26 protein-coding genes and 3 pseudogenes are annotated in these 23,037 nt (G+C 63.6%); 12 read left to right on the top strand and 17 right to left on the bottom strand.

The genetic code is table 11. The annotated features are described in order from the left end of the window. The first annotated feature begins 95 nt into the window (after positions 1-95). A complete protein-coding gene (locus ACIDOCELLA78_RS000000111120; protein ID WP_249676623.1) occupies positions 96-1,037 on the top strand; it encodes a diguanylate cyclase domain-containing protein in 942 nt (313 codons plus the stop codon). Between the two features lie 24 nt (positions 1,038-1,061). Here ACIDOCELLA78_RS000000111120 and kch read toward each other — a convergent pair whose 3' ends face one another. The 10 genes from kch to ACIDOCELLA78_RS000000111070 all read right to left on the bottom strand — a co-directional run bounded on the left by kch (position 1,062) and on the right by ACIDOCELLA78_RS000000111070 (position 10,256). Continuing rightward, complete coding sequence (gene kch, locus ACIDOCELLA78_RS000000111115; protein ID WP_249676594.1) at positions 1,062-2,330, bottom strand: voltage-gated potassium channel protein; 1,269 nt, start codon at positions 2,328-2,330, stop codon at positions 1,062-1,064. A gap of 81 nt (positions 2,331-2,411) precedes the next feature. Further along, positions 2,412-2,651, bottom strand: coding sequence for a phosphoribosylformylglycinamidine synthase subunit PurS (gene purS / locus ACIDOCELLA78_RS000000111110; protein WP_201729615.1), 240 nt, complete (start codon positions 2,649-2,651; stop codon positions 2,412-2,414). Further along, complete coding sequence (gene purC / locus ACIDOCELLA78_RS000000111105; protein ID WP_201729614.1) at positions 2,648-3,412, bottom strand: phosphoribosylaminoimidazolesuccinocarboxamide synthase; 765 nt, start codon at positions 3,410-3,412, stop codon at positions 2,648-2,650. The genes purS and purC overlap by 4 nt, the downstream gene beginning before the upstream one ends. Positions 3,413-3,542: 130 nt before the next feature. After that, complete coding sequence (atpF, locus tag ACIDOCELLA78_RS000000111100; protein ID WP_201729613.1) at positions 3,543-4,064, bottom strand: F0F1 ATP synthase subunit B; 522 nt, start codon at positions 4,062-4,064, stop codon at positions 3,543-3,545. Positions 4,065-4,070: 6 nt separating this feature from the next. Next, positions 4,071-4,640: a F0F1 ATP synthase subunit B gene (locus tag ACIDOCELLA78_RS000000111095; protein WP_201729612.1), complete on the bottom strand. Its 570-nt coding sequence runs from the start codon at positions 4,638-4,640 to the stop codon at positions 4,071-4,073. 25 nt (positions 4,641-4,665) lie between these two features. Beyond that, positions 4,666-4,899: an ATP synthase subunit C gene (locus ACIDOCELLA78_RS000000111090; protein ID WP_007422333.1), complete on the bottom strand. Its 234-nt coding sequence runs from the start codon at positions 4,897-4,899 to the stop codon at positions 4,666-4,668. 75 nt (positions 4,900-4,974) lie between these two features. Continuing rightward, positions 4,975-5,730: a F0F1 ATP synthase subunit A gene (locus ACIDOCELLA78_RS000000111085; protein ID WP_201729611.1), complete on the bottom strand. Its 756-nt coding sequence runs from the start codon at positions 5,728-5,730 to the stop codon at positions 4,975-4,977. A 13-nt stretch (positions 5,731-5,743) separates the two neighbouring features. Continuing rightward, positions 5,744-6,061, bottom strand: a complete 318-nt coding sequence (locus tag ACIDOCELLA78_RS000000111080; protein ID WP_201729610.1) for an AtpZ/AtpI family protein — start codon at positions 6,059-6,061, stop codon at positions 5,744-5,746. 84 nt (positions 6,062-6,145) lie between these two features. After that, complete coding sequence (locus ACIDOCELLA78_RS000000111075; protein ID WP_201729609.1) at positions 6,146-9,643, bottom strand: chromosome segregation SMC family protein; 3,498 nt, start codon at positions 9,641-9,643, stop codon at positions 6,146-6,148. A 7-nt stretch (positions 9,644-9,650) separates the two neighbouring features. Further along, positions 9,651-10,256, bottom strand: coding sequence for a DsbA family protein (locus tag ACIDOCELLA78_RS000000111070; protein ID WP_249676591.1), 606 nt, complete (start codon positions 10,254-10,256; stop codon positions 9,651-9,653). 222 nt (positions 10,257-10,478) lie between these two features. Between ACIDOCELLA78_RS000000111070 and ACIDOCELLA78_RS000000111065 the strand changes: the two genes are divergently transcribed. The 6 genes from ACIDOCELLA78_RS000000111065 (at position 10,479) to msrA (ending at position 16,350) form a co-directional block, all read left to right on the top strand. Continuing rightward, positions 10,479-10,994 carry an adenine phosphoribosyltransferase gene (locus ACIDOCELLA78_RS000000111065; RefSeq protein ID WP_201729607.1) on the top strand — a complete coding sequence of 172 codons (516 nt, stop codon included), beginning with the start codon at positions 10,479-10,481 and terminating at the stop codon, positions 10,992-10,994. A 24-nt stretch (positions 10,995-11,018) separates the two neighbouring features. Then, a complete protein-coding gene (locus ACIDOCELLA78_RS000000111060; RefSeq protein ID WP_249676589.1) occupies positions 11,019-12,092 on the top strand; it encodes a hypothetical protein in 1,074 nt (357 codons plus the stop codon). A gap of 29 nt (positions 12,093-12,121) precedes the next feature. Next, positions 12,122-13,534: a DNA repair protein RadA gene (gene radA, locus ACIDOCELLA78_RS000000111055; protein ID WP_201729606.1), complete on the top strand. Its 1,413-nt coding sequence runs from the start codon at positions 12,122-12,124 to the stop codon at positions 13,532-13,534. Beyond that, positions 13,521-14,084 carry a CvpA family protein gene (locus tag ACIDOCELLA78_RS000000111050; protein ID WP_201729605.1) on the top strand — a complete coding sequence of 188 codons (564 nt, stop codon included), beginning with the start codon at positions 13,521-13,523 and terminating at the stop codon, positions 14,082-14,084. Before radA ends, ACIDOCELLA78_RS000000111050 begins: the two co-directional genes overlap by 14 nt. An 80-nt stretch (positions 14,085-14,164) precedes the next feature. Further along, positions 14,165-15,646 carry an amidophosphoribosyltransferase gene (gene purF / locus ACIDOCELLA78_RS000000111045; protein ID WP_201729604.1) on the top strand — a complete coding sequence of 494 codons (1,482 nt, stop codon included), beginning with the start codon at positions 14,165-14,167 and terminating at the stop codon, positions 15,644-15,646. A gap of 26 nt (positions 15,647-15,672) precedes the next feature. Next, the gene (gene msrA / locus ACIDOCELLA78_RS000000111040; RefSeq protein WP_201729603.1) at positions 15,673-16,350 is read left to right on the top strand and encodes a peptide-methionine (S)-S-oxide reductase MsrA; all 678 of its coding nucleotides are present in this window, start codon (positions 15,673-15,675) and stop codon (positions 16,348-16,350) included. A gap of 147 nt (positions 16,351-16,497) precedes the next feature. On the opposite strand, the gene ACIDOCELLA78_RS000000111035 is transcribed toward msrA, so the two are convergent. Next, positions 16,498-16,755, bottom strand: a complete 258-nt coding sequence (locus ACIDOCELLA78_RS000000111035) for a DUF1150 family protein (protein WP_201729602.1) — start codon at positions 16,753-16,755, stop codon at positions 16,498-16,500. A 1-nt stretch (position 16,756) separates the two neighbouring features. Beyond that, positions 16,757-17,260, bottom strand: coding sequence for an Hsp20 family protein (locus tag ACIDOCELLA78_RS000000111030; protein WP_174502704.1), 504 nt, complete (start codon positions 17,258-17,260; stop codon positions 16,757-16,759). A gap of 116 nt (positions 17,261-17,376) precedes the next feature. Here ACIDOCELLA78_RS000000111030 and def point away from each other — a divergent pair, with 116 nt between their 5' ends. The 5 genes and pseudogenes from def to ACIDOCELLA78_RS000000111005 all read left to right on the top strand — a co-directional run bounded on the left by def (position 17,377) and on the right by ACIDOCELLA78_RS000000111005 (position 20,918). Continuing rightward, positions 17,377-17,943 carry a peptide deformylase gene (gene def, locus ACIDOCELLA78_RS000000111025; protein WP_201729630.1) on the top strand — a complete coding sequence of 189 codons (567 nt, stop codon included), beginning with the start codon at positions 17,377-17,379 and terminating at the stop codon, positions 17,941-17,943. Then, positions 17,943-18,848, top strand: coding sequence for a methionyl-tRNA formyltransferase (gene fmt, locus ACIDOCELLA78_RS000000111020; RefSeq protein WP_201729601.1), 906 nt, complete (start codon positions 17,943-17,945; stop codon positions 18,846-18,848). The genes def and fmt overlap by 1 nt, the downstream gene beginning before the upstream one ends. Continuing rightward, positions 18,845-19,612, top strand: coding sequence for a tRNA pseudouridine(38-40) synthase TruA (gene truA, locus ACIDOCELLA78_RS000000111015; protein WP_201729600.1), 768 nt, complete (start codon positions 18,845-18,847; stop codon positions 19,610-19,612). Before fmt ends, truA begins: the two co-directional genes overlap by 4 nt. A 94-nt stretch (positions 19,613-19,706) precedes the next feature. Further along, positions 19,707-20,237 (top strand): annotated as a pseudogene (infC, locus tag ACIDOCELLA78_RS000000111010) (translation initiation factor IF-3); the annotation flags it as partial. Next, positions 20,220-20,918, top strand: a complete 699-nt coding sequence (locus ACIDOCELLA78_RS000000111005) for a hypothetical protein (RefSeq protein ID WP_307850952.1) — start codon at positions 20,220-20,222, stop codon at positions 20,916-20,918. The pseudogene infC and the gene ACIDOCELLA78_RS000000111005, both read left to right, overlap by 18 nt. Here ACIDOCELLA78_RS000000111005 and ACIDOCELLA78_RS000000111000 read toward each other — a convergent pair. The 5 genes and pseudogenes from ACIDOCELLA78_RS000000111000 to ACIDOCELLA78_RS000000110980 form a co-directional block, all read right to left on the bottom strand. After that, positions 20,885-21,427, bottom strand: coding sequence for an exodeoxyribonuclease III (locus ACIDOCELLA78_RS000000111000; RefSeq protein ID WP_374223266.1), 543 nt, complete (start codon positions 21,425-21,427; stop codon positions 20,885-20,887). The genes ACIDOCELLA78_RS000000111005 and ACIDOCELLA78_RS000000111000 overlap by 34 nt on opposite strands. After that, positions 21,327-21,710, bottom strand: coding sequence for an endonuclease/exonuclease/phosphatase family protein (locus ACIDOCELLA78_RS000000110995; protein WP_374223265.1), 384 nt, complete (start codon positions 21,708-21,710; stop codon positions 21,327-21,329). The genes ACIDOCELLA78_RS000000111000 and ACIDOCELLA78_RS000000110995 overlap by 101 nt, the downstream gene beginning before the upstream one ends. Positions 21,711-21,746: 36 nt before the next feature. Further along, a pseudogene (locus ACIDOCELLA78_RS000000110990) lies at positions 21,747-22,243 on the bottom strand (fumarylacetoacetate hydrolase family protein). Positions 22,244-22,346: 103 nt separating this feature from the next. Then, positions 22,347-22,944: pseudogene (locus tag ACIDOCELLA78_RS000000110985) on the bottom strand (gamma-glutamyl-gamma-aminobutyrate hydrolase family protein). Beyond that, positions 22,886-23,008, bottom strand: a complete 123-nt coding sequence (locus ACIDOCELLA78_RS000000110980; RefSeq protein WP_307850951.1) for a hypothetical protein — start codon at positions 23,006-23,008, stop codon at positions 22,886-22,888. The pseudogene ACIDOCELLA78_RS000000110985 and the gene ACIDOCELLA78_RS000000110980 overlap by 59 nt, the downstream one beginning before the upstream one ends. Positions 23,009-23,037: the final 29 nt, after the last annotated feature.

Here is a 23,037-nt window from a genome sequence, read left to right as displayed (position 1 = left end):
TGCGGAGGCGGGTCCTGCCTGTCAATCGGGCGGTAATACGTTATTTACCCGATCCTGCGAAAAGCCTGTTGATGACGGATAAGGCAGGCTTTTCCATGGAAGCATCCGACGGCGCCCGTGACGGTCGAGAAAATTCGGAACGTCTCGACCGCATGGCACGCATGATCGAGAGTCTGGCAGGACTGCCTGACCCGAGTACGGCGGGCCCCGCCGCCTGCGCCCTGCTGGCGGCTGAATTTCCTGACTCCGGCATGTGTTTCGTGGTGCGTCCGGCGGCGGTGCAGCACGGGGGCGAAACAATTCTCGCCGATTATCCGTACGGCATTGGCCTGACCGACTGTAACGGCGGCGAAATTCTCACCATTCCGGTCGATCTGGAGAATGCAACCGCCGGGCGTTCGCTTGCGGCTTCGCTGGTGGCTTGGCGCAGCCGTGGAGACAGGCGGTTCACCGCCTCGGAAACCGATCTGCTGACCGCGATCGGGCCGCATCTGCGGCGTCTTGTCATTCGCTTGCTTGCGGCCGGTGCTTCCAAGAAGCGGAATGCGCTCGATCCGGAAACCGGATTGTGGCCGCTGCCAAGCTTCCTTGCGCAGGCGGACCGCCGATTTGATCGGCTCGACATCGAAGAGCGTGTTGGCACCATGTTCGCCATAGGCTGGGTCAGATCGAGCGGAACACAAGGATCTGAAGCATCGTCGGCCGTGATTCGCGAATCCGCCGAAACCCTGCGCGATATGTTGCGCCCGAGCGATCTGATCGGGCGGATCGGCCCGACCCGCCTTGCCGCCTGGTGCGATGGAGTGGATCATCTGGTGGCTGCCGAACGGGGAGACCGTATCGTTGCACGGCTTGATGCGATGCTTGCTGGAACCGGGCGCCATGTTGCCATCGGGATCGCGTCCCGATGGTCGCGTTCGGGCGATGATCCGGCGGCGGTTCTCGCCAACGCCCGCTCTGGTCTCGAGCAGGCCCGGTTGACCGCCGCGACGACCGGGCGGCCCGCCGTGCGGATATGGCAGTCGGAGATTTCCTGATCCTTTCGTCAAAAGTCTGGAAAATCAGGCATTTTCCTCATGGGGGCGGACATCGAGGAACTGGCTGAGAAGCCAGTCCCCATCGATCTTCTCTTCCGTCAGTGCCATTGCCAGCACTTCGCTGCCGAATACCGGCGCGGCGAGAACCATGTCGGGGTGAACCCGCCGGACGCGCTCGAGGTTTTTTCGTGTGCTGACTGCGGCAACCTTCTTGGCATCCGTGCCAAGTTCCCGGACCGCAAGAACAACAAAGGCATTCTCCGAGTCGTCATCCGAAAGGGCGAGAATCGCTCGCGCATGCTCACCGCCAGCCTTGCGGAGCGTATCGAGGTCGGTTGGATCGCCGATCACCGTCTCGGCATCGCCGAAACTCGCATCCTCGAATTCCGTAATGACGATCACCGATTCACCACGATTGCGCAGTTCGCGGGCTGTATTCCGGGCAAGGACGCCATGGCCGGAAATGATGAAGTGGTTCACGCGTTTCATCTTCTGTCTCCGGGGACCGATCGTCCGGTTGATACGATTCTGGAGAACCGGGCCTATCACGGCTGTCAGCGCGGTCGCGAAAACCGTCAGGCCAAGCACGATGAGCGAGACAACGAAAAGCCGCGCGTTCTCGCTCTTGGGCAGGATATCGCCATAGCCCACGGTCGACATTGTAACGATAACGAAATAAAGCGCCGAGGGCAGGTTGGTGATCGGCGGGCTGAAGCCTGCGCCGAGGAGCAGTGACCCGAGCACGCCATACACCATCAAGACAAGGACCGAGGCCACCGCGAACAGCGTGCCGGCGGCAAGTGACGAGCGGGAGAAGTGATTGCGCGCAAGCAGGAGCGAAGCCAGCAGGGCGAGGATGTAGATGGATTCGCCGTCGAGCCGGGCGGCCGACTGGACATGGACGGTCAGCAGAAGCTGGGCAAGCGTGATCCCGATGGCCGAGAGCCAGGCGATGCGCGAGCGGCCCAGCAACCCCAGGGCGATCAGAAGCTGCAGTACGCCGACGACAACGGTCGGAACGCCGTTGAGGATCAGGCCTGGGATGTTCCCCGATATCGGGTGAATGGCACTGACCAGATTGGCGAGGTCGAGATGCAGGTATTCCGCGGCGAATTTCTGGATCGTGGGCAGGATCGCGAGTGCACCCGCAACGCCCACCGCGAGCGCGAGTGGAACATGCGGAAACCAAAGATCCATCCGCAGGCGCCGATACCAGCGGTGCCCAAGCAACCGCGGCTGCCGCATGATCAGTGAAAACACGCTAATCATCACGGCGCCCTGCGAGGCGGCCACCGGAGCCGCCGGCGTCTGTCATCTCACCATTCATCTGCTCCGGAGATGGGCGCAAATGATCGGGGCCGCAACGCCCGTTCGTCAGGGAACGGAAATCTCGAAGCTTTCGACGACGGTATTGGCAAGCAGGCGCTTCGCCATTGATTCGGCGGCGGACCGAGCTTTTTCGCGGTCTGTCTCGGCAATGTCGAGCTCGATCAGCTTGCCGACACGGACATCGGTGACGCCATCATACCCCAGCCCCTCAAGAGCGTGGCCAATGGCCTTGCCCTGGGGATCCAGCACGCCGGATTTCAGCTTCACAGCGACCACAACCTTCATTGCATCGTCTCCGGGCCCTTCATGTCGCGGGTTCCGGCCTCGGGCAGTATGCCGAGCCGCTTTGCGACCTCCTGATACGCTTCCTCGACCCGGCCGAGGTCGCGGCGGAAACGGTCCTTGTCCATCTTTTCGTTGGTCTTGGCGTCCCAGAGCCGGCAGTTATCAGGGCTGATTTCATCAGCGAGAACGATTCGCATATCCTCGTTCTCCCAAAGCCGGCCAAATTCGATCTTGAAATCGACCAGTACGATACCGACCCCAAGGAACAGGCCTGTAAGAAAATCGTTGATGCGCAGGCTGAGATGGACGATGTCGTCCATATCCTGCGTGCTGGCCCACCCGAATGCGGTGATATGGTCCTCCGACACCATCGGATCGTTCAACGCATCGTTCTTGTAGTAATACTCGATGATCGACCGGGGAAGCCGCGTGCCCTCGGGGATGCCCAGCCGGGTGCTCATGCTGCCGGCGGCAACATTGCGGATAACCACCTCGATCGGGATGATCTCAACCTCGCGCACGAGTTGTTCCCGCATGTTGAGCCGGCGGACGAAATGGGTTGGAATGCCAATCTCGCCGAGCCGCTGCATCAGAAACTCGCTGATGCGATTGTTCAACACACCCTTGCCGGTGATCACGCCTTTCTTCTGCGCGTTGAACGCGGTGGCGTCGTCCTTGAAATACTGCACGAGAGTACCGGGTTCCGGCCCTTCGAACAGAATTTTTGCCTTGCCTTCGTAGAGTTGCCGGCGACGCGCCATGGGTAAACCTCGTATCTCGGCGGCGAAAAGGAAATGAAGGGTGCCGCACGCGACCGGGTATATCAACCGGCGGCGGTTTGCGCCATGCCCGGAGCCGGAAGCTGCCCGTGAGGGCAGCTTCCATTTAGCCTCAGGCGGCTTTCTGTCTCAGCGCTGCGGGCAGACCGCTGATCGCCTGATCGATCAGGCCCTGATCGTGGGCCGCATCGATGGTTTCCTTGAGGACCCGTTCCGCCGCAAGGGCGGCGAGTGATGCGGCGGCTTCACGAACTTCTGCAACAGCTGCCGATTCGGCCGCCGCGATCCGCTCCCTGGCCATCTGTTCACGACGGCGGGCGGACGCTTCTGCTTCAGCCTGCAAGTCGGCGGCAAGACGTTCCGCCTCGCGACCGGCCATGGCGAGCATGTCCTTCGCTTGGGCGAGCGCCGCCTCGCGACGGGTTTCGGCATCCTTCAGCATTGCTTCGGCTTCAGCTCGCAGACGCGAGGCCTCGTCAAGCTCACGCTGAATTTCGGAGCTTCTCTGATCGAGCATCGTGGTGATCGCGCCGACGATTTTCTTGCCGAAGAAGAAGAGGAAAATCAGGACCGCAACGGTGACCCAGAAAGTTCCCTTGTCCCAAAGCGTACCGGTAAGGGCTTCATATTCCATGGTCGCTCACCCCTGGGTTGAAAGTGCCGCGATCGCCTGATCGACCCGGCCAGGCTCCACAGCCTCACCCGTCAGGCGGTGCAACAGGCTGGACGCCACATCGCGGGCGATTGGGCCCAAAGCGTTCACCGCGGCGCGGCGCGCTGCCTCGATTTCGGTTTCGGCTGCGGAAATCTGCGCATCGAGCCGCTCGTTCAGCGTCGAGGATTGTGCCCGGGCGCGTTCCTTGGCGGCATTCACCGCTTCGGCGATTGCACCCTGGCTCGATTCCCGCGCATTCTGAATCGCGAGATTGAGTTCCCGGACGGCATGTTCGGCCTCCGCCTTAGCGCGGCGGGCGGTTTCAAGGTCGCTTGCAATGCGGTTGTGGCGGTTCTCGATCACGCCGCCGATCCTGGGCAGGGCCCAGCGCGCCAGAATGAAGTACAGCGCGACCATGATGACCGCCATCCACACGACCTGCGCGCCGGTCAGCGGATTGGCAAAATCCATCTGTGGCATCTTGCCTTCAGCAACGGCTATAGCCGGCGTCAGGCCCAGGGTGGTGGCGGCGAGCAGTATGGTGGTTCGGCGCATCGCGTGAAGTGTCCCTGCCGGTGGTTCAGGCGAACAGGATGATGAGCGCGATGACCAGCGCGTAGAGGGCAACAGCTTCGGTCAGCGCGAAGCCGAGCAGAACGTCGCGGAACATCTTGTCGCGCGCCGCCGGGTTGCGGCCGACCGCACCGACAAAAGCGCCGAACAGGTTGCCGATACCGACGCCCGCGCCGGCAACGCCGATGGTCGCCAGACCCGCACCGACGTCGCGAGCAAGCAGAAGGGTGTCAATGGCCATAACTAGGGTTCCTTTCAGTTCGAGCGGTAGCTGAGGCCGGTCAGGCCGGTGGAGGTGAAGGGATACGCGACGCGATCAATGCATATGGATCGCATCGTGCAGGTAAAGGCAGGTCAGGATCGCGAACACGTAAGCCTGCAGGAACGCGACCAGAAATTCGAGCGCGGTGAGTGCGATGTTGAGGCCGAGCGGGATGATCGCAGCGACAACGCCGACGGCGCCGAGACCCGAGACCAGCATCAGCATGAAGCCGGCGAACACTTCCCACATCACGTGTCCAGCGGTGATGTTCGCGAACAGTCGGACCGAAAGCGAAATCGGGCGGGAGAGGAAGGAGACGATTTCGATCGGGATCAGCAGCGGCAACAGCCAGCCCGGGACGCCCGGCGGCGAAAAGAACTTCAGGAAGCCGATGCCGTGATACCAGAACCCCACCAGCGTCGAGAGGGCGAAGACGAACAGCGCCAGAGCGCCGGTGATCGCGATGTGGCTGGTGAAGGCAAAGAAATACGGGAACAGGCCGAGGATGTTGCCGATCAAGATGAATGCGAACAGGGTGAAGATGAAGGGAAAGAAGCGTTTGCCTTCCTCGCCGATCGTGTCCAGCACCATGTTGTGAACGAATTCATAGCTGATCTCGGCAAGCCCCTGCATGCGGCCGGGAACCAGCGCGCGCTGGCGCAGGGCGATCACGAAGAGCGAGGTGACGATCACGGCGGCGAGCAGCATCATCTGGTTCGAATTTGTGAATTCGATCGCCTTGCCGAACGCACCGAATCCGGTGGTCAGCTGGAACTGCCCCAGAGCGTTGATCCCCGATTCTTGCGCCATCCGTATCCTCCGGTCAGTCCTTGTCGCCTGGCCCCATGGCCCGGAACACGTTTCGAAGCCCCGCAGCCGCGCCAATGGGCACGAAGCCAATCATGAACCAGGGTGCTGAATGAAAAAGCCGATCCAGTCCATAGCCGATCGCAACCGCCACGACCAGTGACGCCACCATCTCGGCGCCCAGCCGTGTTGCGACGCTGAACGGATTGGGACCCTTGTCCTGCTGCGCGGCGCCATTGGCGGGCTTGTCGAGCCCGGCACGGCTGCGCGCGGCGGCAAGGCGCTGATCGAAATCGCTCCGATCATCTGGCCCCTGAGCCGGTTCGTCACTCATTTTCACACCCTTACGCCCGCCGACAGGCGGCAGCGGTTGCTACCGATGCTGCCGTTCCAAGTCAACATATCGCGAGCGTGAAATCTATTCCGCGGCAATCGCCCCGGCGGGCTCGACCATTGCCGCCGCAGTGCCGAGATCCACCGACAGGACGCGCGAAATTCCGCGCTCCTGCATCGTGACGCCATAGAGGCGGTCCATGCGCGCCATCGTGTGATGGTGGTGGGTCACGACGATGAACCGCGTGCCGGTGTCCTGGGAGATATCTTCCAGCAGGCGGCAGAAGCGTTCGACGTTCGCATCGTCGAGCGGGGCGTCGACCTCGTCGAGGACGGAGAGCGGCGCGGGATTGCAGCGGAAGACCGCAAATATCAGCGACAGGGCGGTAAGGGCCTGCTCGCCGCCGGAGAGAAGAGACAGCGTTGCGAGTTTCTTGCCCGGCGGTTCCGCGAAGATCTCGAGCCCGGCTTCGAGCGGGTCGTCGGAGCCGGTGAGGGCGAGATGGGCGCGCCCGCCGCCGAACATCCGGGTGAACAGCGCCTGAAAATGTCGGTCGATCTCGGTGAAGACGGCCGAGAGGCGCTCGCGCCCTTCCCGGTTGAGATGGCCGATCGAACCGCGCAGCTTGGCGATTGCGCTGGTGATTTCGTCGCGGTCGCGCTCGATCGCGGCGAGGCGGGTCTCGATCTCGCCGACCTCCATATCAGCGCGCAGGTTGACGGGGCCCATCTCGTCGCGTTCGCGGGTGAGGCGCTCGAACCGCTTTCGCGCCTTGTCGGCGGCGTCGGGCGATGGAGTGTCCACTGCGGGCAAAACGGGATCAATCCCCAGACGTTCCAGCATCTTTTCTGCGACGGTGCCCCAGGTGTGGTCGGCTTCGCGCACAGCCGATTCGGCGCCGATGCGGGCTTCACGGGCGCGGGCGAGATCCTGTTCCGCGGCGCGCGCGGCGGTCGAATTCAGCCGCGCCGCGTCTTCGGCGCCGGCAAGGTCCCGCGCGGCGGCGCGGTGTTCGCGCTCCGCCATTTCCAGTTCGGCGCCCGCCTCGGCCCGCCGTTCTCGCGGGCCGCTGTCGGCCCCAAGGGATTCGAGGCCGGCTTCGGCCTCTCGCAAGCGGGCGGCGAGGTCGGTGCGGCGATCATCGGCGTCACGTGCGCGCTCGGCCCAGTCCGCCTGTTCGCGGATGATCGTCTCCAGACGGCGCGCGCGGGTTTCCATTTCCGTTTGCAGGCGTTGCAGCGCCTGGGTTGTCTCGCTGTCGCGCCGGCGGCTCTCCGCGAGGGTTGCGCGCGCGCGATCGAGCGCGTCGCGAAGGGCCTGGGCGTCGTCGAGTGTCGTGAATTCGGCCTCGATGGCCGCAAGGGCGGCACGCGCTTCGCCCGCCTCGGCCTCGATCCGGGCGCGCGTCTCGGCGGCGGCGGCTTCGCGGGCGGCCAGCCGTTCGGCTTCGGCCGCCAGCCGGCTCGCGGTCTCCGCCGTCGTGCGCAGATCCTTGCGGGCCCGGTCGATCGCCGATTCGGCGGCGCGGCGGGCGGTGCGCGCCTCCTCTTCGGCCCGCCTCGCGTCGCGCTCTGCGGCTTCGGCGTTCTGCAGCGCGGCGCGGGTGGCCTCGGCGGTTTTCCGTGCGCCCGCGAAAGAGACGTCGAGCTCATCCAACCGGTTGCGCTGGGCGAGGCGGACTGCCGCCTCGGTCGGCGCGCCGGGGCGGACCACGAACCCGTCCCAACGCCAGACTCCACCCTCTATCGACACGAGGATCTGACCCGGACGGAGCGTTGCCTGCAAGGCATCGCCGTCGGCGCCATTGGGCAGCAGGAGGATATGATCGAGGGCGCGCCTGAGCGAGTCTGGCGCGGTGATCGTCTCGCCGATCCGGGGGAGCACGGCATCGGACGCGATTGGCTGAAGGGGGCGCCAGTGCCGGGCGGCGCTGGCCTGCTCGCCAGCCGAGAGTTCGGCGCCCAGGGCTGCGCCAAGTGCCGTTTCCAGCCCAGCGGGAACCTTGATCCGGTCCAGCACCGGGTCGGGGTCGCGGCCGAATTTCTGGGCGAGCAGGGCTTTCAGTGCATCGGTTTCGGCCTTTAGCCGCGCTGCCGCGCCGTCCGCTTCGGTCGCGGCGGCGCGGGCGTGGATGGCGGCGGCATGGGTTTCCGCGCGCCGTGCTTCCGCTTCCTCCACCCGGCCTTGAGCCTCGGCATAGGCGGCTTCCGTTGCGGTCACGGCCTGTTCGGCCGCTTCGCGAGAGGTTTCCGCCGCGGCGAGACGCTGGGGTGAAACGAGGGCTGCCCGGGCTGTGGCATGGGTCGCCTCGGCGTCCCTGGCCCGCCGATCCGCCTGGCTTGCGGCGCCGCGGGCCTGGCTCAGCCGGCTCTCCATCGCCTGGCGCTGGGCCTGGGCGCGGGCGGCGGCTTCGGTGGCCTGCTGGGCTGCGGTTTCACACTGTGCGAGGGCGACCGACGCAGCCTCGGCCTCGTGCCGCGCCTGTTCGATCCGGGCGGGAGCCTGCGCATGATCGGCTGCAAGTCGCGAACGCTCGGCCTCGAGACGTATTGCGGCGGCCTCGGCATCCTGTGCGATGCGTTCGGCGCCGGCATGGTCCTTTCGCAGGGTTGCCACCCGCGCTTCGGCTTCGTGCCGGGCGGCTTCGAGGCGCGCGATTTCGGCATCGATCTGCTCCGCGAGAATCCGCGCACGCTCGAGGCGCGTGCGCGTTGCCGCCTCGCGCGCGCGCAAGGCGGGCAGCGCGTCGTTCTGCGAGGCCTCGCGGCCCAGTACATCGTCGCGGATCTGCTCGGCGCGGCCGACCTCGGCGTCGGCCTTGGCGAATTCCGCGCGCGCCGCGCGGCGCCGGCGCTCGGCGAGTTCGCGTTCGATCGCCAGATATTCAGCCTCGGCATCGCGGATCAGCCCGGAGATGTTCCGGTAGCGGTTGGCCTGGCGCGCCTGCTTGCGCAACTCGGCGAGGCGGGCCTCCTGCTGGGTGCGCAGATCGTCCGCCCGGAGCAGGTTCTGCTCGGCCGCGCGCAGCTTAAGCTCGGCTTCGTGCCGGCGGGCGTGCAGGCCGGTGATGCCGGCGGCTTCCTCGAGCAGGGCGCGCCGTTCGTCCGGACGGGCATTCACCAGGGCGGAAACCCGGCCCTGGCTGATCATCGCGGAATTGCGGGCACCGGAGGCGAGGTCGGCGAAGAGGGTCGCGACATCGCGCGCCCGCACCTCGCGCCCGTTGATTCTGTAGGCGCTGCCGCTGCCGCGCTCGATCTTGCGGGAGACCTGTAGTTCCGGCTCGTTCTGGAACGGCACCGGGGCGAGACCCGCCGTGTCGGTCAGGGTAATCGACACTTCGGCAATATTCCGCGCGGCGCGCGCCATCGTGCCGGCGAAAATCACGTCCTCCATTTCGCCGCCGCGCAGCGACTTCGCGCTGGCCTCGCCCATCGCCCAGCGGAGCGCGTCGACCACGTTCGACTTGCCGCAGCCATTCGGCCCGATGATGCCGGTCAGCCCTGGCAGGATGTCGATCGTGGTCGGATCGGCGAAGCTCTTGAACCCGCTGATCCGCAGGCGGGCGAAACGCGCGGGCAAGCCGGACCTACGCCGCCTTCAGCCAGGAGGAGAAGGTGTCGAACGACACAGCGCCCTCCCGCTTGCGGCCATTGATGATGAAGGTAGGGGTCGAGTTCACCTTGTAGGTCTTCTCCGCGCCGTTCAACTCGTTGAGGATGAAGGCGCGCAGCTTCTTGTTCGCGATGGCGGCGTCGAAGGTCGCCCGGTCCATCCCGGCGAGGGCGGCGTAGCGGAACAGCGCGTTCTGGTAGTCCTTGGGCGTTTTCAGCTCTGGCGCGTAGGCCCATTCATCCTGCGTGCGGAAGAGTTCCGAGATGAATGGGAAATATGCCTTCGCCGGCAGCGCGCGGGCGATCTGCGCGGCCCAGAGGGCATCCTCGTTCAGCGGGAAGTCCTTGAACACGTAATATACCTTGCCCGGCTTCACATAGGTTTCGATGACCTTGGGCAGCGCGTGGGTGGCGAATTCCGCGCAATGCGGACAGTTGAGGGAGAAATATTCGAAGATTTTGACGGGGGCGTCCGGATTGCCGAGGCTGCGAACCGAATAGGGAGAATCGGTGTCTGCCGCGGCGGCGAATGCCGGGAGCGAAGTTCCGATGCCACCGGCGCTCACAAGTCCAGCCACCATACCTAGTAGCGAACGACGATCCATATCAAGAAATCCCCTATATGTTGTGTAGCTGGAACGCGCGACATCGTCGAGCGGAAACCGCGCCAGCCGCCGTCTGAATAGCGGAACACCCATATCGTGACGAGAGCAAGGCTGCGTGAATTCGTGCGAGAATGATTTTGTCCCGCCCGATCGCCCTCAGGACGTTGCCAAGGCCGCCGCCTCCGCTATACCGGCGGCATGAATTTGAAGGATCACATCCGCGGCATCCCCGATTTTCCGAAACCGGGTATCCTCTTCTATGACATCTCCACCCTCATCCGACACGCCGATGCGTGGCAGGTGGCGATGGGACGTCTGGCCAATGTGGTGCGGGCATATCACCCTGATCTGCTCGCGGGTGTGGAAAGCCGCGGCTTCATTCTCGCGGCGCCGCTCGCCCTCAAGCTTGGGTGCGGGTTCATCATGCTTCGCAAGCGCGGCAAACTGCCGGGGGCGACTGTCGGCTACGACTATGATCTGGAATATGGCACCGACCGGATCGAGATCCAGGCCGATGCCGTTCAACCGGGTCAGCGTGTCGTTGTGGTTGACGATCTGCTCGCGACAGGCGGCACGATGGCGGCCGGCATAAGCCTGCTGCGGAATGTTGGCGCCACAGTGCCGGCGGCGGCCGCGCTCATAGAACTGGAGTTCCTGAAAGGACGGGATCGTCTTGACGTGCCGTTCGAAGCTCTTGTCAGTTACGACCGCTAGGTCCGGTTCGAGAGGTTCACCAGGGTGAGGCGCCGGTTCGTCCTCGGCGCGTTTAGCGCGACATTGGCGTGGGTGGTTCCCGGGATATCCTCCGCCGCAACCAGCGTTACGCCGAACAACACGGTCTTTGCTGATACGCTCGAACATGACTATCGCATTCTGGTGGGAGGCTTGCCCGGCGGGAGGACCGATCGCTGGGCTCATGCGATTTCGCTCGGGCTTCAAACCATACTCTCGCCTAACACTGCGTTGCGTATTGAAACGGCAGGGGGGCGGGATGGCGTTACGGGTGCCAACCGGCTGCAGACCCTTGTCACGGCGGATGGACATACCGGGGCGCTGCTGCCTGGCGCGGCGGCGATTGCTTACCTGACCGGTGATCCGCGTGTTCATTTTCGGCCGGGGGAGTGGATTCCCATTCTTGCCGGAATCAATCCGGGCGTGATTGTGGTGCGGGGCGGAATCGCCAGGCTTGCGCGGCCCAATCCTCTCCGCCTTGCCGCGGCGGCGCCGGAAAGCCCCGATCTTGCCGCGATTTTGGCATTCGAGCGGCTTGGTGTCCCGATTGCGCCAATTTTCGGGCTTCGCGACGTGTCGGCCGTGGCGCGAGCCTTCAGACTTGGAGAGGCGGATGCCGTGTTGCTCGCCGGAGAGGATATTCCGGCGGATCTTGCCTCCCTGCAGGCGGCGGACGGCAGCGCGATCTGCACGCTCGGTAGTCCCGATCAGGCTGGCGGGACGAAGCGGGACCAGCACTTTCCCGCCTTGCCGACAGTTGAAGAACTCGCCTTGTCCCGCAACGTGGCAACGCTGCCAGCGCCGCTTGAACGTGCCTATCAGGCGGTACTGGCGGCGAGCCGGCTGGATTTCGTCCTGATCCTGCCGCGGCTGACGCCCGCGGTTTCCGTCGCGCTCTGGCGCCAGGCCGCGTTGGGGGCGACCGGCCAGTCTGCCCTGCAATCCGCCGCGGCGGCGAGTGCAATCAGCCTCACGGTGGAGAGCGCCGGCCTCGCTCTGTCACCGATCGCGGCGCCGCCCGATGCGCTTCTGGCTTTGCGGCAGTTTCTGTTCACACGGTTCGGCTGGCGGCCGAACTGATGCTGATTTCATCGGGAACCGGCGACTGAATGGCGAAGAGCGCCACCCGTTTCGTATGCAATGAATGCGGCGCCGTGGTCCCGAAATGGGCGGGCCGATGCGAGGCTTGCGGCGCCTGGAACACCCTCGAGCCGCAAACGGTCATGCCAACCGGCACGGGACGCAAGGCAGCCGTTCAGACCGGAAGGGGTGTCGATTTCGTCGGGCTGGCGGGGGAGACGCCTCCGCCGCCACGAATTCCGCTTGGCATCGACGAGTTTGATCGTGTCCTTGGGGGAGGGATGGTGCCGGCCTCCGTCATTCTGGTGGGCGGCGATCCGGGGATCGGTAAATCCACATTGCTGTTGCAGGCAGCGGCCCGGCTCGCCGCTTCCGGTCAGCGGGTGCTTTATGTTTCAGGCGAGGAATCGGTCGCGCAGATCAGGCTGCGCGCCGAACGGCTGGACCTCAAGTCCGCGCCCGTCAATCTGGCCTCTGCGACAGTGCTTGCCGACATTCTCGGTTCGCTGCGCGCCGAGGGCCATGCCGCGCTCGTCGTGATCGACAGCATCCAGACGATCTGGGATGAGACGATCGAATCGGCCCCCGGCACGGTGAGCCAGGTGCGCGCCAACGCCTTTGCCTTGATCCAGGCAGCAAAGACGCAGGGATTCGCGCTCATGCTGGTTGGGCATGTGACCAAGGAAGGCGCGCTCGCCGGGCCTCGTGTGCTCGAACACATGGTCGACGTGGTGCTGCATTTTGAGGGCGATCGCGGCCATCAGTTCCGCATTTTGCGGGGGGCCAAAAACCGCTTCGGCGCCACCGATGAGATCGGTGTATTTGAAATGACCGGAAAGGGTCTGGCCGAGGTCGCGAATCCGTCGGCTCTCTTTCTCGCCGAACGGCACGGCAACGTCACGGGCAGTGCGGTGCTTGCGGGCCTGGAGGGGTCACGGCCTGTCTTGATGGAGGTGCAGGCGCTGCTCTCGGCCAATGGGGCGGGATCGGCGCGGCGCTCGGTGATCGGGTGGGATCAGGGCCGGCTGTCGATGCTGCTGGCTGTTCTCGACGCGCGCTGCGGCCTGAAACTTGGTGGTCAGGATGTGTATCTCAATATCGCCGGCGGATTGCGCGTTTCCGAGCCCGCCGCGGATCTCGCTGTCGCCGCAGCGCTCATTTCGGCAGCGAGCGGCGTGCCGGCCGATCCGGAAACCGTTTTCTTTGGCGAGATCGGTCTGTCCGGCGAGCTGCGTCAGGTGGCTCAGGCGGAACTGCGGTTGAAGGAGGCGGTGAAGCTTGGCTTCACAAGGGCCGTTCTGCCTCGCCGTGTGGCCGGCGGACAAAGGCGCCTCTTGTCGCCGGAGGGCATGTCGTTGATGGAATACGGACATTTGAGCGATCTTGTTGCGGCCATGGGGGTAATGGCGGCAACAGGGAGGAGGAATTATGACCTGGGCTGATGGTGTCGCGATTGCCGTCATATTGCTTTCGGGCGTGCTGGCTCTGGCCCGCGGCTTCGTTCGCGAGGTTCTGGGTATCGGTGCCTGGATCGGCGCCGGTGCGGCTGCCTTCCTTCTCTATCCCGATATCGAGCCGCAGATTACCGGCATTGTGGGCAATCCGAAGCTGGTTCTGCCGGTTTCGGTCGGCGTCGTGTTCATCGTTGTGCTCATCGTGCTGTCGATCCTGAGTGCATGGCTCGGATCGCTCGTGCGGGATTCGGCTCTTTCCGGCATCGATCGCACGCTTGGCCTGGCTTTCGGCCTTGCCCGAGGTGGCGTGATCGTGTGCCTAGCCTATATCGGTATGTCGATTTTCCTGCAGCCACCGGAATGGCCGGCGGCGATCCGGGATGCGCGGTTTCTGAATTACGCCGAGAGCGGCTCCGCGTTTCTGGTGGCATTTCTCCCGGCGGCCTACAGGCCCCATATCGACAATCTAGGGCCGGACGGAGTTGCGGCGCCAGCGCGTTCGAGTACTGCCGCAGGCGGGGCAGGACCCAGCCAATAGGTGTGGGAATGGTTTGATCCTCGACAGGGCCGAACCGAGGCATTATGTGACAATCCTGGGTCGCAAGGGGATCAGGCGGCGTGACACAATCCAAAATTCCAACGACTGTTGGCGACGACGACAAGCTGCATGAGGAATGTGGTGTCGTAGGCGTCTGGAATGTCGCGGATGCCGCGGCAATCACTGCGCTCGGCCTGCATGCGCTCCAGCATCGCGGCCAGGAGGCGACCGGGATCGTCACGCATGACGGCGTGCGCTTTCATGCGCATAAGGGGATCGGCCTTGTCGGTGACAATTACGGCGACGCAAAGGTCATGGCCGGTTTGCCGGGGACCCGTGCGATCGGGCACAATCGCTATGCGACGACGGGTGCGACGCTCCTGCGGAATGTTCAGCCGCTGTTTGCGGAATTCGAGTTCGGAGGCCTCGCTGTTGGCCATAACGGCAATCTGACCAACGCGCATACGCTGAAACGGACACTGGTCCGTCGCGGTTGCCTGTTTCAGTCGACAACCGACTCCGAGGTTTTCGTTCACCTGATCGCCATCAGCCTGTATGCGACCGTGCTCGACCGTCTGATCGATGCGGTCAAACAGGTCCAGGGCGCCTATTCGCTGGTTGCGCTGACCAACGACATGCTGATCGGCGTTCGCGATCCCTTGGGGGTCCGCCCGCTGATCCTGGGGCGGACACATGGGGCTGACGCGAGCGGCCCGGGCTGGGTACTGGCGTCGGAAAGTTGCGCGCTGGAGATGGTCGGCGCCGAATTCGTGCGCGATATCGAGCCTGGTGAGATCGTGGCGATTGATCGCGGCGGCGTGCGGAGCCTCAAGCCGTTCGTGCCGCAAAAGCCGCGCTTCTGCGTTTTTGAATATATTTATTTCGCCCGGCCGGATTCGGTTGTCGATGGAAAGTCGGTCTATGAGGCGCGCAAGCGCATCGGCCACGAGCTTGCCCAGGAATCGCCTGTCGAAGCCGATCTGATCGTTCCCGTCCCCGATTCCGGCGTGCCGGCCGCGATGGGGTATGCCGAACGCAGCGGCATTCCGTTCGAACTTGGCATTATCCGCAATCACTATGTCGGGCGGACGTTCATCGAGCCGACGGATCAGATTCGCCATTTAGGCGTGCGGCTGAAGCATTCGGCCAATCGGCCCGCGCTGGAGGGCAAACGCGTGGTACTGGTCGATGATTCGATCGTGCGTGGTACCACCTCGAAGAAGATTGTGGAGATGGTGCGCGCGGCCGGCGCACGCGAGGTTCACATGCGGATATCCTCGCCACCGACCACGCATTCCTGCTTCTATGGAATCGACACGCCGGAGCGGGCCAAGCTGCTGGCCGCTCGCAACAGCGAGGCGGAAATGGCCGCGCTGATCGGAGTCGACAGCCTCGCCTTCATCTCGATCGACGGGCTTTATCGCGCCTTGGGCCATAGCGGGCGCGACGCGGAGGCGCCAGCCTATTGCGATGCCTGCTTCAGCGGCGATTATCCGATCCCGTTGACAGACCACGCCGAGCCGCGAGACCCTCAATTCTCGCTATTGGCGGAGCTAGCCTGATTGTTGTCGGGCTTGGGTTTCCGGACATGAAAATGCTGGAGAGGATCATGGCCATGACGATGTCGATGAAAACACGGATGCCGACGCCGGGCGAGGCGCTGCCTGGTCGCGCGACGCCAATGCCGGTTCCCGAATTTCACCATGTCAGCGGTGCCCGGCTTGCTGCACCTTATCCGCCGGGAACGGAGGTCGCGCTGTTCGGCCTTGGCTGTTTTTGGGGCGCCGAGCGTAAATTCTGGCAGATCCCGGGTGTTGTGGTGACGGCGGTTGGGTATGCGGGCGGGTTCACGCCGAACCCGACATATGAAGAGGTGTGTTCCGGCCGCACGGGTCATGCCGAGGTTGTTCTGGTTGTCTTCGACCCGAAAGTGACGTCGTTCCAGGCGCTGTTGCGGGTGTTCTGGGAAAGCCACGACCCGACGCAGGGTATGCGCCAGGGCGGTGATATCGGCACGCAATATCGTTCGATCATCTGTGCAATGTCGGATACGCAGTTGAGCGTTGCCGAAGCATCCCGCGATTCGTACCAATCAGCGCTCTCCGCGGCTGGCTTCGGCTCGATCACCACGGAAATTGCTCCCGCGCCCACCTTCTTTTTCGCGGAGGCGTATCACCAGCAATATCTGGCCAAGAACCCGAACGGCTATTGCGGGCTCGGCGGGACGGGCGTGGGTTGCCCCGTCGGCGTAATGTTCGCCGCCTAGAGCACTTTCCGATCCATCCAGATCGGATGTCGCGCTCTATGATATTGATAATTAGAGCATCACCCGGTCAGGTGCTTCCACCCGACCGGAGCGGCTTTCCAAGGGTTGAGGATATATCCGCATTCGACTTGCGTTGACTCTCAAGCCTCAGTGGACCGAGACCGGAGCAAGTTCGTGCTGGACGATCGCTGCTCGGGCGACGTTGTTGTCGGCCGCGACGGCCATCGGCACGCCGTTGGCGGCGAATACGCCAAATGCCGGGCCGGACGGCGTCATGATTGGGCGGACATACGCGATTTCCTGGAGCCCGAGATCGGCGAGTTGCGACTCGGTAATATGATGCGGGTCAAGAAACGCCTGGAACGGCGCATCATCGGCGATGCCGTCGTGGGCCTTGATGTTCATGTCAGGAACCCTCCTGGAGTTCACGGCCGACCACACGCGATGCAATCGCGTCGCTATCGAGCGTGCGTGCCGTGCTGGCGCCATTCTGGCCGCCAGCACCTTTCTTGATGGCGATCGTCCGGATTTTCGCTTCCGGCAACGGCCGTGCGAGGTCGATATGCAGGAGCCCATTATCCAGCCATGCTCCCTTGACCTCGATGCCTTCGGCGAGAACGAAAGCCCGCTGGAACTGCCGTGCGGCGATCCCGCGATGCAGGAAGATCCGTCCCTGCATGTCGTCATTCTGCCGGCCGCGGATCACCAGTTGATTGTCTTCCTGTGTAATCTGGAGATCATCCATCGTGAATCCGGCGACAGCGATCGTGATGCGCAGGCTCGTCGAACTCAGTTGTTCGATGTTGTAGGGCGGATATCCCTCCGACGAAGCCTTTGCGGCACGTTCAATCACCTGCTCAAGATGATCGAAGCCCAGAAACAGGGGCGAAGTAAAAACGCGAGTGGTCAAAGCCTCCTCCTTTCGAGCGAGACAAGCGAAACCCGAACGGCGTTTCGCACACCCGAAATGGGCATAAATCGCGGCCTATGCAAGTACCGATTGATCGGGCGGAGCGGCAGGGCTACATGGCGCGGATGAGCGTGACGACCGATATTGCCGATGCCGGTATCCCCGAGATCCTGATCGTGCCCGACAAGCGGCTGCGCATGAAGGCGCGCCGGATTGTCGGCGCCGACCGCGACGAGGTCGCCGAGTTGGTTCCGCGGATGTTCGCGGCCATGTATCGCGCGCCGGGCATCGGTCTTGCGGCTCCGCAAATCGGTGTGTCGCTGCGCCTGGTGGTCATGGATCTGGCGCCGGATGACCAGAGACAGCCCATCGTCATGATCAACCCGGAAATCACTGCGCGCAGCGAGGAGCTGGTGTCGCGCGAGGAAGGCTGCCTGTCATTGCCGGGACAATACGCCGAGGTGATCCGGCCGGGGCAGATCAGCGTGTCGTTCGAGGACGAGGGCGGCAGGAAGCGGATTATGGAGGCTGATGGACTTCTGGCCGCCTGTATCCAGCATGAGATCGATCATCTGGATGGTGTCCTGTTCGTGGACCATCTCTCGGCGCTCAAGCGGAACATGATCCTGCGCAAGCTGGCGAAGGATCTGCGCGAAAAGGCGGCCCGAAAGCCGGCGCGCTGATGCGTCTGGTCTTCATGGGCTCGCCGGGATTTGCGGTTCCGGCGCTGAAGGCGCTGCATGGCGCAGGCCATGACGTGGTTGCGGTCTATTGCCAGCCGCCGCGCCCGGTTGGGCGAGGGCATCGAATTCACAAATGCCCCGTTCACGAGGCGGCCGACGGGCTCGGTCTGTCGGTTCGGACGCCGGAACGTCTGCGTCGCGACGATGCCGAAAGAGCCTATTTCCGCAGCCTTGATCTCGATGTTGCCGTTGTTGCCGCGTATGGGCAGATGCTGCCCCCGGACATGCTGGCGACACCCCGGCGCGGCTGTATCAATATCCACGCCAGCCTGTTGCCGCGCTGGCGTGGCGCTGCACCGATCCATGCCGCAGTGCTGGCGGGTGACGCACAGACCGGCGTCACCATCATGCAGATGGACGAGGGGCTGGATACCGGTGCGATGCTTCTGGCCGAGTCGCTGCCGATCGGTCCGAACGATACAACGGCGGATCTGCATGACAGGCTCGCTGCCCTTGGCGCCAATCTGATTCTCAAGGCTCTGCAAGCGGATTGCATTCCGGTCCCACAGCCTGAAACAGGGGCGACCTATGCCCCCAAACTGTCGAAGGCGGATGCCGTGATCGACTGGTCCGAGCCGGCGGAAGCGATTCTGCGGCGAATTCGGGCCTTCCAGCCCTGGCCGGGTACGGAGACCCGCCTGGACGGCGAGACGCTCAAGATCATGTGGGCGCACGCGGCAGCGGGACATGGCGAACCGGGAACGGTGCTTGATGATCACCTGACCATTGCCTGCGGCGAGGCCGCGATCCGGCCGACACTGGTGCAACGCGCAGGACGCGCCGCCATGCCCGCAGAGGCGTTTCTGCGTGGTCATCCAGTTGGCATCGGGACGCGTCTCGGGTGACGCGCTGGGCGCTTCGGCTTGAATATGACGGCAGGGACTTTGTTGGCTGGCAGCGCCAGGAGAACGGGCTGTCGGTGCAGGAGGTTCTGGAGACGGCCGCGTCTCGGTTGTGTGGTGGTGTTGTGCCGGAAAGCGTTGTCGCCGGTCGCACGGATGCGGGGGTGCATGCCGCCGGTCAGGTCGCCGCTCTTGAACTGCCGGACCCGTTCGACGCGCGGGCGGTTCGGGAGGCGTTGAATTTCCACATGAAACCGCATCCGGTGGTGGTGCTTGCAGCCGCGCGGGTTCCATCGGCGGACTGGAGCCCGCGCTTTTCGGCGACCGGGCGCTCGTATCGCTACCTGATCCTCAACCGATACGCCCGCCCAGCCTTGCAGGAGGGCTTCGTCTGGCATGTGAAGGCGCCGCTCGATGTGCCGGCGATGCACCAAGCGGCCCAGTCCCTCCTGGGTCGCCATGATTTCACCAGTTTCCGGGCCAGCGCCTGTCAGGCGACGTCGCCGCTGCGTACGCTCGATCGGCTCGACGTCGTGCGGAATGGTGACTTGGTGGTGATCGAGGCGGATGCGCGCAGCTTTCTTCATCACCAGGTGCGGAACATGGTCGGCACGCTCAAGTTGGTCGGCGACGGGCGCTGGCCGGTCGCCCGCGTGGCCGAGGCTCTTGCCGCGCGCGATCGTGCCGCGGCCGGGCCGACCGCGCCGGCAGATGGTTTGTCTCTCATCGCGGTCCACTACGCGGCCGATCCATTCATGCCGAACTGACGGGCAGGGCGCTTGTTCTGTTGCTTTGGCGGCCCGATATCGTCTAGAGCGATAAGGCTGCAGTTATATTTGTCCACAATGACAGGAGACCGACATAGCCAGACTACCTGCTCCGCCGAGCCCGCCAAACCGCGAAGGCCCGCGCGTGAATGAAGATATTCGTGTCCCTCAGGTTCGCCTCATCGACCAGGAGGGCGAAATGCTCGGTGTCATGAGCACGAGAGAGGCGCAGCGCCGCGCCGGCGAGGTTGGGCTTGATCTTGTCGAGATCAGCCCGAACGCCGATCCGCCAGTCTGTAAACTGCTCGATTATGGCAAATTCAAATACGAGCAGCAGAAGAAGAAAAATGAGGCGCGCAAGAAGCAGAAAGTGATCGAGATCAAAGAGATCAAGGTCCGCCCAAATATCGACGAAAACGATTATCAGGTGAAACTGCGCGCCATGAAGAGCTTCATTGGCGAAGGCGATAAGGTTAAGGTCACCCTACGCTTTCGCGGACGTGAAATGGCCCATCAGGAACTCGGTGTCAAAGTGCTGGAACGTATCCGTATTGACATGGAGACCGACACCAAGGTCGAACAGATGCCGAAGATGGAAAACCGGCAGATGATCATGGTGCTCAGCCGCGCTGAGCACCCGTTCCACATCATGCTGGCATTCGTGACGGGGCTCACCGCGGAAGCCAGCCTCCTGCGCGATATGGGGGTACGGGTCGTTGTTGGTGGCGGAACACCGGAGGGCGCGCTTCACGCCGCGCAATCTCTTGTGCAGGACAAGCGGGTTTCGGCGGTCATCAGTTTCGGCCTGGCGGGCGGACTGGATCCAGGCCTTGCGGCGGGGGATCTTCTCGTCCCGGGACGAATACTGGATGGGCACGGCGCGATTTTTCCTTGTGACGATGAGCTCGCTGAGATGTTCGGCGGTGTGACTGTCGGCGCCATGATCGGTGGCGGGCAGGTCGCTGTGACGCCTGAGGCCAAGATGACGCTTTATGCGTCGACTGGGGCCTCCGCGATCGATCTTGAGTCTGCGGCCGTTGCGGGCGTCGCTTTGGCAAATGGCTTGAAATTTGCCGTCTTGCGGGCTGTTGCCGATCCGGCCGGGCGGCATCTGCCTCCGGCGGCTCTGCTTGCGCTTGGCGCGGATGGCCGTATCGCCGTCGGTAGGGTGATGCAGAGCGTGTTGCGCCAACCCGCACAGATACCGCATCTGCTCTCACTCGCGCGCGAGGCCGCGGCTGCGCGGCGCACCCTGCAACGCGCATTGCAGGGCTACAGATCGAGGGTCAGCGCCACCGGAACGTGATCGGAGCCACGTTCCCAATCCCGCGCGTCCTGAAGAATGATGTGCCGGGTCAGGCAGCCGGACAGGTCTGCCGAGACCCAGATGTGATCGAGGCGGCGGCCGCGGTTGGAGGCTCTCCAGTCCCGGTTCCGATAAGACCACCATGTGTAAAGCTTCTGATCATCCGGCACGAAATGCCGGATGGCATCGATGAAGCCTTCGCGTCGCCAGGCGTTCAGCCCCTCGGTTTCCGGAGGGGTATGACTGACGACGCCAAGCAATTGCTTGTGGCTCCAGACATCGTGTTCCAGAGGTGCGATGTTCAGATCGCCGACCAGCACTGTACGCTGTGGACGGTTGGCCGCGAAATGGTTGCGGGTTTCGGCGATGAAATCCAGCTTGTGGCCATATTTCGGGTTCTGCTCGCGGTCAGGAACGTCGCCACCGGCAGGAACATAAAAATTGTGCACCACAAGTTGTTCCGGCCCGGCGTCGACCCGTGCCGCGAGGTGCCGACAGTCGGATTTCATGCACCAGTCGGGCGTATCGTTGATCGTTCAAGCGGATGTCGGAGAGAATGGCGACACCGTTGTAGCCTTTCATGCCGCGCTTCAGCACATGAGGCAGGCCGAGAGCGGCTCCCAGATCATCAGGGAAGAGCTCGTCCGGTACTTTCGTTTCCTGGAGACAGACGATGTCGGGTGTCGCCAGCTCGTTCAGCCGATGCAGCAGATCGCGGCGGAGCCTGACCGAGTTGATATTCCAGTCGCGATGGTCAGGGCTGTCATGAGAGCGTGAATTCGAGCTGGCCAACCCCGTCGATGATGCCGGCGATACGATCGCCGTGGCTCAGCGGCCCGACCCGTCTGGCGTTCCCGTGAAGATCAGGTCGCCGGCCCTCAGTTCCACAAGGGTGGAAAGGTAGGCGATGATGTCGGCGACAGGCCATATCATGTCCGACAGATCCCCGTTCTGGCGCTGCTCGCCGTTGACGGCGAGCGAGATGCGGCCCGAGGCGGGGTGCCCAATGCGTGCTGCCGGGGCAATCGGGCCGACCGGTGCGAATGGTCGAAACCTTTGCTCATGTCCCAAGGGCGGCGAAGCGATTTTGCCTCGTCCTGAAGATCCCGGCGGGTCAGGTCCACGCCGGCGGCATACCCATAGACAGTATTCAAGGTCGCGCTGGACGGGATATCCCTGCCGCCCGAGCCGAGTGCGACAACCAGTTCCATTTCGTGATGAAGATTATTCGTGGCGGTGGGGAAAGGGACGGCATCGCCCACAATGATCGCGTCGGCTGGTTTCGTGAAAAAGAACGGCGGCTCGCGATTCGGGTCTCCGCCCATTTCTCGGGTGTGTGCGGCATAATTGCGCCCGACGCAGAAAATCCGTCGATGGGAAAAAATCCTCCGCCAATCACAGGCACGGCCGGGGTGGCGGGTGGGGCGATCACGAAGTCGGGCATTTCCGTTTCCTATTTGTCCTGCGAGCGGTTAGAGCACTTTCCGATCCATCCGGATCGGATGATGCTCTAGCTCGTCTTATCCACTGCGCACCGAAGCTTTCAAATATGCGCCGGGATGCAGCGTCATGCTCGAAATCATATTCGGGGTGCCATTGCACACCGACGAGGTAGCCGGCTGCTGTTCCGGTGACCGCTTCGATGGTGCCGTCGGTTTGCGCGCGCTTCGACCAGAAGACCTGGAGCCAACCGGTCAATTCCCTGATTATGAAGGGAATTGACGGAAAGAGACTCGCTTTTGACGATCTGAGCCAGCCTGCCGCCGGAGCGCAAGACGACGTGATGGGCTTTTCCGGTCCTGACCGGGGCATGCGGTTGCATGGGCGTCGAATGGTCGATCTTGCCCGGCAGGTCTTGCAGACGTTGATGCAGGGTACCACCGAGAGCGACGTTCAGTTCCTGCAGCCCTCGGCAAATCGCCAGAACCGGCAGGCCCCGTTCGATGGCGCGCGCACCAGGGGTAGTGTTACGAGATCCCGCTCGGATCTTCGGGCGCGTCTTCGGGCGGTTGCGGCGGTCCGCCATAGAACACGGCGGCAACGTTGCTGCGGCTGCCAGTCAGGATAAGTCCATCGAGCCTTTCCAGCAGCGTATCGATATGGGCGCGATCGCCGTTTG

This window comes from Acidocella sp. C78 (assembly GCF_907164655.1).
The sequence above is the reverse complement of the archived record's forward strand: the minus strand, read 5'-3'. Positions and strand labels throughout refer to the sequence as shown.